Origin of the sequence: Acinetobacter sp. ANC 4648 (assembly GCF_002135345.1) — a bacterium.
Taxonomy (GTDB): Bacteria; Pseudomonadota; Gammaproteobacteria; order Pseudomonadales; family Moraxellaceae; genus Acinetobacter.
On record NZ_NEGI01000003.1, the window covers coordinates 44,316 to 60,188 of the forward strand.

General features: G+C 37.6%; 13 protein-coding genes. 4 read left to right on the forward strand and 9 right to left on the reverse strand.

Annotated features, from left to right (window positions below):
- Positions 1-123: 123 nt before the first annotated feature.
- The 3 genes from B9T27_RS06285 to B9T27_RS06295 are packed head-to-tail and all read right to left on the reverse strand — an operon-like array spanning position 124 to position 2,133.
- Complete coding sequence (locus B9T27_RS06285) at positions 124-909, reverse strand: glutathione S-transferase N-terminal domain-containing protein (RefSeq protein WP_086206001.1); 786 nt, start codon at positions 907-909, stop codon at positions 124-126.
- A 33-nt stretch (positions 910-942) separates the two neighbouring features.
- Positions 943-1,455, reverse strand: coding sequence for a ribonuclease E activity regulator RraA (gene rraA, locus B9T27_RS06290; protein WP_086206002.1), 513 nt, complete (start codon positions 1,453-1,455; stop codon positions 943-945).
- Positions 1,456-1,467: 12 nt separating this feature from the next.
- Entirely contained in the window at positions 1,468-2,133 is a 666-nt protein-coding gene (locus B9T27_RS06295) for an NAD(P)H-binding protein (protein WP_086206003.1), read from the reverse strand.
- Between the two features lie 215 nt (positions 2,134-2,348).
- Between B9T27_RS06295 and rpsT the strand changes: the two genes are divergently transcribed.
- Positions 2,349-2,615, forward strand: coding sequence for a 30S ribosomal protein S20 (rpsT, locus tag B9T27_RS06300; protein WP_086206004.1), 267 nt, complete (start codon positions 2,349-2,351; stop codon positions 2,613-2,615).
- Positions 2,616-2,734: 119 nt separating this feature from the next.
- Here the strand turns inward: rpsT and B9T27_RS06305 are convergent, their stop codons facing one another.
- From B9T27_RS06305 to B9T27_RS06315, 3 genes are all read right to left on the reverse strand, one after another.
- A complete protein-coding gene (locus B9T27_RS06305; RefSeq protein ID WP_086206005.1) occupies positions 2,735-5,887 on the reverse strand; it encodes a M66 family metalloprotease in 3,153 nt (1,050 codons plus the stop codon).
- A 314-nt stretch (positions 5,888-6,201) separates the two neighbouring features.
- Positions 6,202-6,801 (reverse strand): YidB family protein, encoded by a 600-nt coding sequence (locus tag B9T27_RS06310; RefSeq protein WP_086206006.1) that lies wholly within the window; start codon positions 6,799-6,801, stop codon positions 6,202-6,204.
- A gap of 109 nt (positions 6,802-6,910) precedes the next feature.
- Complete coding sequence (locus B9T27_RS06315) at positions 6,911-7,381, reverse strand: DUF6231 family protein (protein ID WP_086206007.1); 471 nt, start codon at positions 7,379-7,381, stop codon at positions 6,911-6,913.
- Between the two features lie 32 nt (positions 7,382-7,413).
- Here B9T27_RS06315 and B9T27_RS06320 point away from each other — a divergent pair, with 32 nt between their 5' ends.
- Positions 7,414-8,283, forward strand: a complete 870-nt coding sequence (locus B9T27_RS06320) for a DUF2797 domain-containing protein (protein WP_086206008.1) — start codon at positions 7,414-7,416, stop codon at positions 8,281-8,283.
- A gap of 93 nt (positions 8,284-8,376) precedes the next feature.
- On the opposite strand, the gene B9T27_RS06325 is transcribed toward B9T27_RS06320, so the two are convergent.
- Positions 8,377-10,746, reverse strand: a complete 2,370-nt coding sequence (locus B9T27_RS06325; RefSeq protein WP_086206009.1) for an AAA family ATPase — start codon at positions 10,744-10,746, stop codon at positions 8,377-8,379.
- 586 nt (positions 10,747-11,332) lie between these two features.
- On the opposite strand from B9T27_RS06325, the gene B9T27_RS06330 reads away from it, so the two are divergent.
- Together B9T27_RS06330 and argF are read left to right on the forward strand one after the other, a co-directional pair.
- A complete protein-coding gene (locus B9T27_RS06330; RefSeq protein WP_086206010.1) occupies positions 11,333-11,986 on the forward strand; it encodes a TetR/AcrR family transcriptional regulator in 654 nt (217 codons plus the stop codon).
- Between the two features lie 117 nt (positions 11,987-12,103).
- The gene (argF, locus tag B9T27_RS06335) at positions 12,104-13,024 is read left to right on the forward strand and encodes an ornithine carbamoyltransferase (RefSeq protein ID WP_086206011.1); all 921 of its coding nucleotides are present in this window, start codon (positions 12,104-12,106) and stop codon (positions 13,022-13,024) included.
- 127 nt (positions 13,025-13,151) lie between these two features.
- Here the strand turns inward: argF and B9T27_RS06340 are convergent, their stop codons facing one another.
- Together B9T27_RS06340 and clpA are read right to left on the reverse strand one after the other, a co-directional pair.
- A complete protein-coding gene (locus tag B9T27_RS06340) occupies positions 13,152-13,505 on the reverse strand; it encodes a YnfA family protein (RefSeq protein WP_086206012.1) in 354 nt (117 codons plus the stop codon).
- Positions 13,506-13,587: 82 nt separating this feature from the next.
- Complete coding sequence (gene clpA / locus B9T27_RS06345; RefSeq protein WP_086206013.1) at positions 13,588-15,864, reverse strand: ATP-dependent Clp protease ATP-binding subunit ClpA; 2,277 nt, start codon at positions 15,862-15,864, stop codon at positions 13,588-13,590.
- Positions 15,865-15,873: the final 9 nt, after the last annotated feature.

Genomic DNA, 15,873 nt, shown 5'->3' on the forward strand with positions numbered 1-15,873 from the left:
ATATCGCAAGATTTATTCTGTAATTTTGAGCAACAAATTTAATTCAGTCATTCGATTTTACTTATACCCTAAAGTAAAAAGCATCCTTTAAGCGATGCTTTTTTGTGTTGATCCTTGGAAATATTAGCCATATTTTTGCTGTAAATACGTCACAATATCTTCGGATTCAAATAACTTAGCACCTGTATTCGGGTCTTCCAAATACGGCACTTGAATATCGTTCTTAATCCGGCTCATGACTTCAATGACTTTCTCACGTTTACCACCCTTTAAAGGCTCATACAGCCCCGGCTTTAAACGCAACACAGCAGGACCTTGATCTTGCCAACGCTCCTTGGCGACATTATGAAAAACAAAAGGAATCTCTAATTCTGTCAGGACACCGCGTACTACACGTGTATAAGGGCTCGCTTCAAAGCCCCATAATTTCAATAATTGTTCAGGTGCAGTACGATCAATAATTTTCTGATTAACCCACACACCTCGGGCGCCATTAATAAGCGTACCTGCTAACGCCACGACTGGGTATTTTGGATAATGTGTATATTTTTTCGGAGTTTTACCACTTTTTCCATAATGCTGAAATAAATAATCAATGATAGCCTTTGACTCATACATTGCAGCGCCAGTATTTTCATCCACAAAGAAAGGAAACTGCCTCTTACCGCCTTGCTCTTTGACGACTTTACGATACTTCATGCCTCCCTTTGGGCAGGGATAAACTTCATAATCCAAATTCAATAGCGTCATGACTTCGCGAACACGGCGACAAAATGGTGAACCCTCAAACTCATAAAGTTTTAATGTTTTTTCAGGCTGATTCGGAAAAGCTGTACCTGTTGCTCCACGTCCACCTGCTGTTATAGATGAGGCAAGTGCTTGAACGACTTTAATTTGATGATGCACCATTTTATAATCCTTGAGCTTTCGGCAGTTATTAATTTATAAATCGACCAACTTTTCTTTTGCAACAACAATTCCATTGTTATCGGCATATAGATAATCGCCCGAATTGATGCTTACACCACCAAAATAAAGACTAATTCCAGTCTCGCCTATGCCTTTTCGCTGACTTTTTTGTGGAATCGCAGCCAATGCATGTACACCTAAATCCAGTTCTGCAATCGCATCAACATCTCGCACACACCCATAAATAACCACACCATTCCAGTGATTTTTTACCGCTGATTCAGCAATCATATCGCCCATGAGTGCACAGCGCATAGATGCCCCACCATCCACTACAAGAACCTTACCTGTACCATCCGTTGCCAATAATTCTTTAACGCGTGAATTATCCTCAAAACATTTTACAGTGATGACCTCTCCACCAAAACTTGTACGTGCACCATAGCTTTTAAAAAACTTACCATCCATAGATGGAGTGACGACTTGAATATTTTTTTCAGGATGATCATCTAATAAATCACAGGTTACGAAAGGCGTTAAAGTCACTTTTTATCTCCATTACTTGGTATTTTGTATGTATAAATTATCATAAATTTTAAACTTATCAGTCTGAGTTTTTGCTGCCTCGACCATAGTATGAGCCACCTGCTGTGCGGTCACGGGTTTATATTTAAAAGTGTTCGGTACTAAATACGAAAATTTTTGATAAAGCTTTTGAGTCATATCTTCTAAACCTCGTTTTTCTTGACGTTCGCCCAAGAGTAGCGATGGTCGAATAATCGAGGTGCTATATAAATCCAAACTTTGAATATAGTTTTCTAACTCACCCTTGACCTTATTATAAAAAATTTTCGAGGTAGAATTTGCCCCCATCGCACTAATCAATAAAAAATGAGTCTGCGTCGTTTCGAACAAATCTGCAAAATGCGCATTAATACCATAATCTATATTGTAAAAATTCTGTTTTGAACCCGCTTTTTTAATGGTTGTACCTAAGCAACTAAATGCATGACTATATCCACTCACATCTTCATCATTCAATAATAAGAAGTCATCCAAAATAAATTGTTGTACTTTTGGATGAATGTCAAACGCTTGATCTTCGCGACGTACAATTACAGTTATACGCTCACATTCAGGATTTGAATTTAACTGTTTTACCAGTTCTCGACCAACCAATCCAGTCGCTCCAATCACAATTGCACTTTTTATTAATTTAGTCATTTTTTAATCATTCCCACTAAGTTTCAAATAATTTAACGTTTTCTTTCAAGTTTATCTGCATCTAAAATGTTGCCAAAGCAAGTCAAGTCTTGACTTTGATGCTTTATTTAATCACAATATGGCACTTGTTTACGGGCTGGTGATAATTCTTCTGATGAAGGTTTTCAGATGCAATTTCAGCCCGCCCAGACCAATCTATTTCAAGGAGTGCACGAGTGGCAAACTCTGCTCAAGCTAAAAAACGTGCCCGTCAAAACGTTAAAGCACGCAAACACAACGCTAGCTTACGTTCTATGGTTCGTACTTATCTTAAACGTACAGTAGCTGCAATTACTGCTGGTGATTATGCTATTGCTTCAGAAGCATACAAAATTGCTGTACCAGTAATTGACCGTATGGCTGATAAAGGCATCATCCATAAGAACAAAGCTGCTCGTCATAAGAGCCGTTTAAATGCACAAATTAAAGCTTTAGCTAACTAATTTATGTATGTAAAAAAAGCCCTTTTATAGGGCTTTTTTTGTGCCTATTTATAATCAATACGAAATAAAAAGAAGCCCTTTATAGGGCTTCTTTTATGTATTTAATATTTAAAGTCGGACTATTTTGTTAAAAGTCGCGATATCAATGGTAAATTTTTACCATTAGACGCTGCTAAAATTAAACTTTGATTCTGAGGAATAATACTCCACTTCTGGTTATTACCGCCGCCACAACCATACATTGTAATTTCACCGCGCCCATCTGCGCTTGGGGTACGTCCGCCAGACAAGTCTAAACAGCTATTTCCTTGGCGCAATTGTTGCGTATCACCATTTACAGCAACCTCCCATACTTGCCCTTGTAAATCATTACTACATGATGCAAGCGTTCTTGAACTGGTTAAACATAAATTTGGATACTGTTGACTATGAATTTTACCAACTGCATCATGGATCCACATTGTGGATGGCTCTCCTGTACAACCATTTTTACCACTCATATAAACATTCAGTTTATCAGTATCAAGCTTTTCTACTTTTAAACAACTATTGCCCATCTTAGGCATCACCAACATGTTGGCATTAGCCAAAGGAATATCTGCATTTAGCCCAAGTTCATTGACAAAATTATGGAATGCTTCTAATGCTTCCGTATTACCATTACTTAAGTCCGCATAATACACATTTACCCAACGATTCAAACGATATACTTTAATCTGTTGTTGCGTATAACGAACCATTTCAGACTGAGCATCTGCAGAAAGTTCATCTTTAAAGTTACGATATGAATCATAAAACAATCTGAAAGTAGGTGATAAACTTACAACATCTTTACCCTTATTTTGTAAGAATGCCTGTTCCATCTGTGGCATTTCAACATGACGAAGAGCTGAATAACCATCTTCCTTACCAATGCTTACATAAGGCGACATGATGTCAGTAGCTACAGGAATATTAATACTTGAAAGTTTAACCGCTTGCTCGTTGGCTTTCTGACAATATAAATCAACAGATTGCGGTTGATCGCTTTGTGCTAAATTAATATGGAATTTATTGGCATTACCATTCATACGTTGCGGTGCTAAGGCGATATTTTGTACACCACTTAAATACTGTACTTTCAACCAACAATTTGCAGCCGTGCCAACATTGGCTTGTGGCAAGTTAAATACATTCCCCCAATTCCCTCGTGCCGCAGGATAGATTAATCCTACTTGGTTAACAGGATCATACCCACCTAAAATAGTATATACAGGCACACTAAACAAACGTGGCTTTAAGTAATTTCCATCTGCACTGTTATACCAAACATTACCCGATTTTACCGGAACTTTAGGTTGTGATACTTCCATCGTTCGAGTGGTAGCATTCCACTTTTTATAACCTGTAGATGAGTCAGCAGACCAATTATAACGATCAAAGGCAGGTTGAATTTTTTGCTGAGCACTATAACCAGTGTAATGCGTATAACGTGAAATAGAGCTTGCTGACGAACCGCCAGACATTGCATCCCAACCATATGCGTATTTATCTAAGAAATTAGGTACACCATTGGTACCATCCCCTAAATTAGTTGCTCCCCAATTTAGATTTCCACGCATTTTATTTCTAAATGCAATATAACCCCAACCACTGTCTGCATGATGTGCAGCCCAGAACATATTATTTCCAACAGAACCAGGATAATGCCCTAAACCATAATGATGCCCAATTTCATGACTAAATTCATTACCGACTGAGTCATACAAAGTTAGAATACCATTACCACCACTTAAACCATGATTTGATTGACCATTACTATAATTCCCACGAGCATGGTGAATAACAACGCTTTGAGTTAATTGTGGCTGCTCTTGACTCTGCATTGATGAACTCGTCACCCCCCAATTTGCGAGATTTATCCCAACACTGAAGGTTGATTTTGCGGTATTTTCACGCATGTCACCACTATAAACATCACCTGTAGTTGCACTGACTAAATCATAAATTACACCATTTGCTACCATTACCTTTTCAAGCTTCATATCATCATACTTACTTACAATCATATGCGCTGCAGGGATGGTCTGGAAATAATCAGTCCCTGCTTTTTCAGGCTCAAGTAACATATAATGACCACTTGACTTAGGTGGATCAGTTAACAATCCCAATCGAATACTTTGAACGACAAGTTCTCCTGGCACTGCAAAATCAATATCTTCAGAACCTAAATCACCACTCTTATTACTTACAGGATCAATAATTCGAATAGATAATCCACTACGAATCTCATTCCAGTTTAGTACAGTTGTCCACGCCCGTTTTGAAAATTGAACTCGTGGACGATCATCCGCATTGGACTGATCTGAAAATGAAAGACGAGATGGTTCTTTCAACTCTACTGTTCTAACAAGTTGATTATTTAAATATATTTCAGCATTTAAAGTTTCAGGATCACCCATTTCAATAGTCGGTGTTACCAAAAGTAATGCATCTTTTTCAGTGGTTAATCGTGGTAAAAATTGTTGTTCATTATTTTTAGGATTTACAACATGGCTTTGTGCAAATTGCACCATAGCCGAGAAACTACCATTTAAGTCATTTCTGATTTGTCGAGTAAATCCAAATTTATCAAAATCAAAAAAACCCAAAATTGAGTTTTCAATGAGATCTTTTTTAGGTTCAGGATATTTTGAAATAAATGGTGGCTTTATGGGTGTACTTGGTCCAATTGGTGTCCAAGGGATACTTGTATCTGGTGGTGTTACCGGTGTGCTTGGCCCAATCGGTGTTGAAGGGATACTTGTATCTGGTGGTGTTACCGGTGTACTCGGACCAATTGGTGTCCAAGGGATACTTGTATCTGGTGGTGTTACCGGTGTACTCGGACCAATTGGTGTCCAAGGGATACTTGTATCTGGTGGTGTTACCGGTGTGCTTGGCCCAATCGGTGTTGAAGGGATACTTGTATCTGGTATAATACCACCTCCGATATTTTCACCACCGCCTCCAGGAGTGCTAGGTGTGCCACCTCCAGTATTTCCACCTCCAGGAGTTTCAGGTGTACCCCCCCCAGTCCCAGGATTTTCTGGTCGTCCATCTCCTGGAAGTTCATTAGTTCCATCTCCTGGAACTTGATTCCCCCCCCCACCAGAACCAGTTGAACCACCACCAGAGCCGTTAGTTGAACCATTACCCTTATCATCATCCAATCCGTAATAACCTGAACCACCACAGGCCACCAGCATTGCAGATAATGTACATAATGTTAAATACTTAAACCTTAGTTGCATCACATTCCCCAATGGAAAAACATAAGTGCTTCTCCTATTATTAAAATTAGGTGATATGGTTAAAATAACCTTTTATATCAATTACTTAAAAATAACACACTCTAAGTGTCTGTCAATTTTTTACTGATTACATGTATAAAAAAAGCCCTAGTGGACTTTTATGATTTTAATCATTGTACTTCGACACATTTAAAGTTTTTAATTATTTTAAAATTAGGGAGGATTTTGATACACAACTTTTTTAATTCATTATACTTCCTTATTTTAAAATTAGATAAGTCAACTTAGCCCCAACTAAATTGACTTATTAAAATTTATTTTAAAAAACTAGACACTAAATTCATGACTTTTTGAATATCGTTATTTGCTTCTTGCGGATCTGTTGATTCACCCTGTGGTGTTAATGAATCAATAATTTGTGGTAGTATCGTAGAAATAGCTCCGTATACATCTTGAGTTGGCACTTGAACTTTTTGCGCAACCTGTTCTATCTCTTGGGCATTAAATAAATTTTGGATTTGTTGCGTAGGAACTTCACTATTACCTTGTGATGGATCCACCCAACTTTGTAGTTGACTCCCCAAACCAGCACTTTGTAATTTAGCTAAAGCACCTTGTAAGCCACCATTTTGCTGAATCCAACCAAGTACCAATGGTACAACAGCGATCAATAAAGATTGTGCATTAAAACCGCTGGGTTGGGTTGTAGATTGTTGCTGGCCACCACCTAAGTTGCCCAATACTGATCCCAGAATACCTCCAAGCCCACCTTGTTGAGTTTGCTGTTGATTACCACCTAAGCCATTAAGAACAGATCCTAAAATACCACCCAATCCACCACCTTGTGATGATGATTGCTGCCCACCCAGTGCTTGCTTCGCTAAAACTTCAACAATATTACTTAAATCCGTCATGAGCGTTCCTAATTTTTATACTCATCAACAGAATACTTGGCTTTATTTATAAAGCCAAAATGCGAATTGTTAATTTTTGCAAGAGCTCCTTTGTACCAGCCAAATATATTTACCAACGGAATTTATTCCAGTTTTCAGGATTCGCCCAAAATCTAGAGTTAAACCAATCTGGTACATGTTTATACGTCAAAATATTAAATTGCCATAAAGCAAAATCATTATTATGCAAGGTTTTATCAACCAATTGAGTAAAGCCCAATGAACGCAACAACTGCTCATCATTGCGCTTACACACCACAACAATACGCTTAGCCATCAAATCCCGTAGTTTTACCAATAATTGTGATTTTTGCTGATCAGATACACTCATCAATTCATCTGTATCCATCAATACAAAGCCTAAATCATAACGCTGAGTAAAAGGCAGACTTAAAAAGTCAGTTAAGTTAAAATACTGCCATTGAATTGAATGATTAATATTGTATTGTGCAAGATTCTGCCCAATACACAATGCAGTTGTAATTGGCTGTTCTATTGATAAATCGTCTAGCATAGAAGTGATGACATTGTGCTCAGCCATAACTGCACCTTTATTTGAGTGAGTAATTAAATATGGAACTACATGGCATTTGCCATAAAATGCATGCAGGTCTTAAAAACCTTAGTGTAACTGATCAACAAACTCACCAGGCAAATGTTGAATATAAATTTATATTAGATCGCTCAGAAGTTGATCTACCCTTTAATTTAGGTCAAGAGATTGAAATTGAAGCAACAGGCAATATTTACTGTATCTCCTGTGGAGCTAAAACAGCAAAATCTTACTCACAAGGCCATTGTTTCAAATGTATGAAAACTAAGGCTTCATGTGATATGTGCATCATGAAACCGGAAACCTGTCATTATCACTTAGGGACTTGTCGTGAAGATAGTTTCGCTCACGAAGTTTGCTTTCAACCGCATATTGTTTATTTAGCCAATTCAAGCGCTTTAAAAGTCGGTATTACGCGCTTAGGGCAAATGCCAACGCGTTGGTTAGATCAAGGTGCAACACAAGCACTCCCAATCATGAAAGTCGGTTCACGTCGTCTATCTGGGCAACTTGAAGTAATGTTTGGCACCCAAGTTGCAGATAAAACTGATTGGCGTAAATTACTGAAAGGTGAAGCTGAACCCGTGGATCTCATTGAAGCTCGCGATCAATTAATTGAAGAATTTGCGCCCAAAATTCAGAGCATTCGAGATGAGTTTAGTCAACATTTAGAGTTTACGGAAACAGTTGAATTACTAGAGACGGAATTACCGCGTGAATTCATTTATCCCGTCGATGAATATCCTGAAAAAATTAAATCACACAACTTGGATAAAACCCCGATTATCCGTGGCAAATTACAAGGTATTAAAGGTCAATATTTAATTTTGGATACAGGTGTCATTAATATTCGAAAATATACCGGCTATGAATTAAAAATTAGAATTTAATCTCAAATCTATATCCTCTCTAAAAATAGAAGCCCGTCATTTATAAGTACGGGCTTCTATGTATCTAAGGCTTTATTTGATTAAATAATGACATTAAGCCTCATTCAACACGCCCATATCTAATGATTTTTCAAGATCAGACCGATTCAATTTAATCGACTCAATATCATCACCTGACTGCATCGCTCGATTTACAGCACGTCGGGTTGCACGTGTTACCAATGAGTTCAAATCACGCCCTGAATATCCTTGGCTATTTTCAGCAATTTCTTGAGCAACAGCATTGATATCAAAATCAATCGGTTTTTTGGCCAGCATTCCTACTAAAATTTTTACTCGCGCCTCTAAATCTGGTAGTCCAATTTCAATCTTTCGTTCCAGTCTAGACATTAAAGCGCTATCAATATTTTCAGGATGATTACTTGCAGCAAGTAAAAAAACTTGGCCCTCTTTCGTTGCAACACCATCTAGCTCTTGAAGCATTTGTCCAACAATTTCTTGCGTAAAACCATCATTTGTACTACCTCGTGCACCTGCCACAATATCAATTTCATCAATAAATACAATACAAGGTGCTTGTGAACGAGCTTGCTCAAACAATTGCCTTACCTTCCCCCCAGACTGACCAGTAAAATTGGCTTTTAAATCTGAAGTAGCCGCAGCAATAAACGATAATCCAGATTGACTTGCCAATACCCGCGCAATTTGCGTTTTACCTGTTCCCGGCGGGCCATACAACAAGATTCCTTTCGGTGTTGAAATACCCAATTTCGCTAATTTCTCAGCATTTTTAAGCTCTTTACCTAGATTTTTAAACTCCATGAAAGTTTCAGATGGTAATACCACATCATCCCAAGTCAAGGATCTCACTTGAGTAGAACCTTTTCCTCTAATTTTACGTACTTGTTCAATCAAATTCTCTGGTTTAAATTCTCGATTAATATTTTCAGCAACGATCGTTGCAACCAAAGTATGAATATCACGCCCTGACATTCCCGTGGTTTCTGTCACTAAGTCTTCAGTGACTTTTAGTTCAATTTCTGCCTCTTTAAACTCATTTTCAAGTATACGTTTACGTGCTTGATCATTGGGTAAGCCAATTTCTACACTCGCAGTAAAGCGGGACAATATTGCATTATCAATAATATCGTGACGATTGGTTGCCGCAATGACCAAAACTTTCCCAGATGCTTGATTAAATCCATCCCATTCAGATAAAAAAGTTTGTACTAATTCATTACCAAAGGCATCATTATCTGTACCACCACGTTTTGCAAATGCGCTCTCACATTCATCCACAAATAACAAAGTCGGTGCATTTTCACGACAACGCTCCCACAGCTCTTTAACTTTCGGTGCAGTTTGACCAATATAACCTGCCTTTAAATCAGAAATATTAACTGCTTCAAAGTGGCAATTTGCATGCTTCGCTAGCTTGCGTGCGATTAATGTTTTACCTGTACCCGGAGGGCCATATAACAAAATACCTTTAGGAGAAGGTTTTCGCCCAGAAACAAATAAATCAACCAGCTTTAAAATACGATCAAGAGTTTCCTCTTCCATCGCAACATCTGACCAATTTTGTGTAACATCACTTAAAGTTTTAAAACGTTGTTCAAGTGATGCAATATACTCATATGCCTGAACCCAGGCCTCAGCATGCTCAGAAAAGATTTGTATTGCCGAAATATCCTTAGAAAATTCAGGAACTAAATCGAGTGCAATTTGTTTATAAATAGGCCAATTCCATGCTTCTGTATTGGCGTTGATGTCAATAAACTGAGCTGGTTGTCCATTTTTAGGCATCATTAAAATTGCAAATTCATTGTCAGCTTTATTTAAACCATGGAACACCACAAAATCTGCACCAAAAACTCGCCCTGACTTTTCATTTATACGCCAATTTTTTGAAATATTTTTCTCAGAAGTAGGTGCACAAATAGCTTTATAGGGATAACCTTTTTCATTGCTTTCTTTGTCCCCAAAATGCATATAGCTGAGCTGACATTGCCCCAACAAATGAATGCTTTCAAACTCACTTTTACTTTTTCGATCACCTTCCTTTTGCATACCCTTTCTGACTAAAAATACATAAGCAGCAATCGCCAAGATGTAGCTTAAAAAACCACCTACCAAGGGTTTTGCAAAAAAGGGAATCAGAAGAAAAATACAACCCCATAAAAGGACTAAAACAATACCATTTTGACTCAATGGCTTTAAAGTTAAAGCACTTAATAGGCTATTTTTACGTGCTTTTTCACGAACAGTATTTGCTTTTATAGCTGTATAGTTCTTTAGAATTAGCTCTGCTTTATGTGCAGCTGCTTCCACGGCAGGATAATACCCAAAAGTTTCAGCTTTAATGTTTTGTAAATTTCCTCTAGCTTTGCTAAGTTCACTCTTGACTTGATTAAGCTGTTGTCCCAAATAGCTTTCCTGTTCAACAGATGAATTATTATCCATAGTCAGTTTTTCTCATAAAGTTTCTTATGCCTCCATTATGCATAAAATAACTTTTTTTACATGATTCATTTAATTTCATCACATTTTTATTTAAAATAATCAGCAGCCTATTCATATAGCTAATGATCAAACTTCTCTGCATGGATAATATAATTATCCACACGCGTTCTATCGCATACGCTGCCAGTTACACTGCTCATTACAAAGCTTGGCGTAAACAATTTGGTATCATACCCATAAAGTGCGAAGCAAATGTATGGAAAAGCTTGGATTACAGAATAGCTTTTCTCAAGCCATATCAATTCTTCATAACGCACTCATACTGGTATATCTGACTTTCTATTTTTTGTTATGTCATATTTCCTTATACAACAGTGACTTTGTTAATTAAGGCTTAAATATAATTTAATCAATTCCAGCACCATGCATTTTTAGGTCAAATACTTTAAAAATTCTGCTCAATAAAGAATTTATTACTTACCACTATAAATACCTTAAAGTGATTAAAAATCTTTTCAAAACAGAAATTCATTGACATATTTGCTATAATCTGTACAGCCTAACTACTCTTTCCTTGTATTGTTCTATGCATAAACATTTAGCTGAATTTGAAGCTACTGGTTGTGATCAACCACAAACTCGTAGAGGCCATGAACGACGTCTTGCGCTTTTACTCAGTGCAAATGATTTATTTTTGGAACGTGGGTTTGATGCGGTTTCATTGGATGATATCGTTAATCATGCTGGCGGCTCCAAAGCATCAATTTATAAATACTTTGGTAATAAAGATGGTCTCTTCACCGCAATTTGTGATTATCGACGTGAACAATTTTTCAAAGATATTTGCGTACCGTTTAATTTTACAACAGATGATCTGCGTTCTTATTTAATTCAAACACTCATGAGTTTTAAACAACATCTGATTATCCCAGAAAATGCAGCCTTTCTTCGTTTAATTCTAGAACAAGCTCAACGCAATCCAGAATTGGCACTTTATATTCATGAACAAGGTCCAAAACATATTCAGATGGCGATTGCCTGTGCACTGACCAAAGCAGATGAACTCGGTATTATTGAATGTAAACAACCGATTTATTCTGCGCAGCTATATTTTGGCATTATCCGGAATATTGAATGGTGTGTCCTCATGAATATCCATATTCAAGAAGATGATCAAGAAACACTCAAATACATCAGTTTTTGTGTTGATCGCTTCTTAGCCGCTCATCAAAAAGTCTAGTTTTTTTGCAATTCTGTTGTCTTATAGTATATTAGCTGAATCTTTTTTACTTTCTACCAACCAACAATGCATTGTTGGTCAATTTTTTATTGGCTAAGCAATGATTGTGGAGTAACCATGGCTCTGCGACATTTTCTAACTTTACGTGACCTATCCACCGCTGAATTGAACCGCATTATTGATCGTGCGCAAGAACTCAAGCTTATGCAACATAACAATGCAGTGTTCCAACCTTTTGTTGGCAAAGTAATGGGAATGATTTTTGAAAAGTCGAGCACACGTACACGTGTGTCTTTTGAAGCTGGTATGAGCCAATTTGGTGGTAGTGCTATTTTTCTTTCTTCACGCGACACACAATTAGGTCGTGGTGAACCCATTGAAGATTCTGCACGCGTTATTTCTAGTATGCTTGATATCGTGATGATTCGTACTTTTGGCCATGATATTGTCACACGTTTTGCTGAATACTCCAAAGTTCCTGTCATCAATGCATTAACTGATGACCACCACCCTTGTCAACTTCTTGCTGATGTGCAAACCTTTGTCGAACATCGTGGTTCTATTCAAGGCAAAACGGTTGCGTGGATTGGAGATGGCAACAATATGTGTAACTCATATATTGAGGCTGCACATATGTGGGGTTTTAAATTAAAAATCGCCTCACCTAAAGGCTATGAGCCAAAACCAGAGTTTTTATCTGAATTTGCACATTGTGTAGATCTGGTTGCTTCTGCTGAAGATGCGGCTGTAAATGCCGACTTAATTGTGACTGATGTTTGGGCAAGCATGGGACAGGAAGAAGAACAGAAAATTCGTGAAAAAGCGTTTGCTGCGTACCAAGTAAATGAAAAGTTGATGAATCTCGCTCATCCTGATTGCTTATTTATGCATTGCTTACCCGCTCATCGTGGCGAAGAAATTTCAGAAAATATGCTTGAGCATAAAAATGCAGTAGTTTGGGCTGAAGCTGAAAATCGTCTACATGCGCAAAAAGCCTTGGTTGAATTTTTAATTAATGCAAATCTAAAGAAAAATTAATTTTTATAAACGAAAAGGCTTTGATCATCAAAGCCTTTTTTATGCATTCAGAATACTTAAAGTAAAAATTACTCAATCATATAAAATTTCAAAAAAATACTTCAACCGAATTCAATAAAAATTTAATCTAACGTATCAAACCATGTGGTTGTAAAATAATTAGTGCCGCACCAATTAGTACCACAGCCCCACCCATCATATCCCATCGCGTTAAAGACACCTGATCAACAAACTTCAGCCACATTAAAGCCGTAAAAATATAAATTCCGCCATACGCGGCATAAATACGCCCAGAAGCTGCAGGATGCAATGTCAGTAACCAAACAAACACAGCGAGACTTAGTATCGTCGGAACCCATAACCAGTGGCTTTTCCCTTGATTCAAAATCAAATAAGGAAAATAGCAACCTAGAATTTCTGCAACAGCGGTAATTAAAAATAAAAAAAATGTTGTCATTACTTTGGTAATTTGAATATCCATCATTGTCTCAAATACTTTATTTAATGGAACTTAATAAAAATAACCCGTGAATTCACGGGTTATTTTTAATTTACTTGAAGAGTTATGCTGGTTCTGCGGTTTGATCTTCGAAAACTTCCAGTTTCAAACCAACCACTTTGCCATTTTCTTTCTGTACTGAAACAGCAACATTACCACCATGATCTGCCAATTCACCAAATAAAATCATTTCTGCTAGTGGCTTTTTCAAATGATCTTGAATCAAGCGTTGCATTGGACGAGCACCCATTAAACGATCATAACCTTGCTCACACATCCAATCACGCGCACTTTGATCAACTTCCAATACAACTCGCTTATCATCCAATTGTGCTTGTAATTCAGTTAAGAATTTATCAACAACCGACTCAATTACCGTGATTGGTAAAGCTTTAAATTGAATCACACCATCTAAACGATTACGGAATTCTGGTGAAAATGCTCGCTTCATTGCTTCCTGATTATCATTACTATTATCTTGCTCAGTAAAACCAATACTCGTACGAGAAATACTTTCTGCACCAATGTTTGTGGTCAAGACAATAATCACATTTCGAAAATCAGATTTACGCCCATTATTATCGGTTAATGCGCCGTGATCCATCACTTGCAACAGCAAGTTAAAAACATCAGGATGTGCTTTTTCAATTTCATCCAACAATAAGACACAATGTGGATTTTTATGAATTGCATCTGTAAGCAAACCACCTTGGTCATAACCCACATAACCAGGAGGTGCACCAATTAAGCGAGAAACTGCATGGCGCTCCATATATTCAGACATATCAAAGCGTACCAACTCCACACCCAACAATTTCGCCAATTGTTTGGTCACTTCAGTTTTACCGACACCCGTAGGGCCCGCAAAAACAAAACTACCGACTGGCTTATCTGGAGATTTTAAACCAGCACGAGATAATTTAATTGCTGAAGAAAGTGCACTAATGGCTTCATCTTGCCCAAAAACCACACGTTTTAAATCACGCTCAAGATTTTCAAGTACGGATTTGTCATCTTTAGATACAGTTTTAGGCGGAATACGAGCAATTTTTGAAATAATATCTTCAATATTTTCAATCGTAATGACTGTATTATCTTGCTCCGCCTTTAAACGACGTTGCGCACCAGCTTCATCAATCACATCAATGGCTTTATCTGGTAAAAAGCGATCATTAATGAATTTAGCAGACAATTCTACTGCTGAAACCAGTGCATTATCATCATATTGAACATGATGGAATTCTTCAAACTTGCTTTTTAAGCCACGCAATATATCAATCGTTTCAGAAATTGAAGGTTCATTGACATCAATCTTTTGGAAGCGACGAGATAATGCATGATCCTTTTCAAAGACTTGACGATATTCTTGAAAAGTCGTTGAACCAATGCAACGTAAAGAACCATTTGCCAACGCTGGCTTGATCAAATTCGATGCATCCATCGTACTGCCCATACTTGAGCCAGCACCAATAATCATATGAATTTCATCAATAAATAAAATTGCTTCGGGTTTCTTTTTCAAGGCATTTAACAGTTGTTTTAAACGCTTCTCAAAATCACCACGATATTTTGTGCCTGCAACCAAGGCACCAATATCGAGACTAAACACTTCGGCATTTGCCAAAGGCTTAGGTGCGCGTCCATTTACAATCAACCATGCTAAACCTTCTGCAATTGAAGTTTTACCCACACCTGGATCACCCACTAGTAATGGATTATTTTTACGGCGACGACATAGAATTTGGGCTGTACGTTCAATTTCTTTTTCACGACCAATTAAGGGATCAGTTTTACCTTTTTGTGCTTCAATATTAAGGTTAAGCGTATACAACTCAAGTGGTCCAGCATTTGCTGAAGTACTTGATTCACCATCTAAATCTTCAACTTCTTCTTCAACCTGAATTTCTTCTTTACGCGCACCATGCGATAAATACTGAGTCAAGGTTAAACGATTAATTTGATGGCGTTTAAGCAAATACACTGCAAATGAGTCACGCTCTGAATACATTGCCACCAGTACATCAGCGCCTTCAACCGTACGATCACCACCACTAGACTGCACATGAAAAATTGCACGTTGTAAAATTCGATCAAAACTTTCAGTTGGATGTGGCGCTTGGTCACTATTTTCACCAAGCTTAGGCGTATGTTGCTCTACATATTCTTCTAGTTCTTTACGTAAACCGATAATTTCTGCACCACAAGCTTTGAGTGCATTCACAGCAGAGTCATTGTCGAGTAATGCCAATAGCAAATGTTCGACCGTAAGAAACTCATGTCTCTTTTGACGAGCCATGCTAACAGCCAAACGTAAAGAAACTTCTAATTGACGACTGAGCATGAGATCCCC

What these genes read in the sequence shown, in the direction of transcription:
- B9T27_RS06285 (WP_086206001.1), bottom strand. Translation starts at nt 909, where the DNA reads ATGGTGCATCATCAAATTAAAGTCGTTCAAGCACTTGCCTCATCTATA.
- B9T27_RS06295 (WP_086206003.1), bottom strand. Translation starts at nt 2,133, where the DNA reads ATGACTAAATTAATAAAAAGTGCAATTGTGATTGGAGCGACTGGATTG.
- B9T27_RS06305 (WP_086206005.1), bottom strand. Translation starts at nt 5,887, where the DNA reads ATGCAACTAAGGTTTAAGTATTTAACATTATGTACATTATCTGCAATG.
- B9T27_RS06310 (WP_086206006.1), bottom strand. Translation starts at nt 6,801, where the DNA reads ATGACGGATTTAAGTAATATTGTTGAAGTTTTAGCGAAGCAAGCACTG.
- B9T27_RS06315 (WP_086206007.1), bottom strand. Translation starts at nt 7,381, where the DNA reads ATGGCTGAGCACAATGTCATCACTTCTATGCTAGACGATTTATCAATA.
- B9T27_RS06320 (WP_086206008.1), top strand. Translation starts at nt 7,414, where the DNA reads ATGGAACTACATGGCATTTGCCATAAAATGCATGCAGGTCTTAAAAAC.
- B9T27_RS06325 (WP_086206009.1), bottom strand. Translation starts at nt 10,746, where the DNA reads ATGGATAATAATTCATCTGTTGAACAGGAAAGCTATTTGGGACAACAG.
- B9T27_RS06330 (WP_086206010.1), top strand. Translation starts at nt 11,333, where the DNA reads ATGCATAAACATTTAGCTGAATTTGAAGCTACTGGTTGTGATCAACCA.
- argF (WP_086206011.1), top strand. Translation starts at nt 12,104, where the DNA reads ATGGCTCTGCGACATTTTCTAACTTTACGTGACCTATCCACCGCTGAA.
- B9T27_RS06340 (WP_086206012.1), bottom strand. Translation starts at nt 13,505, where the DNA reads ATGGATATTCAAATTACCAAAGTAATGACAACATTTTTTTTATTTTTA.
- clpA (WP_086206013.1), bottom strand. Translation starts at nt 15,864, where the DNA reads ATGCTCAGTCGTCAATTAGAAGTTTCTTTACGTTTGGCTGTTAGCATG.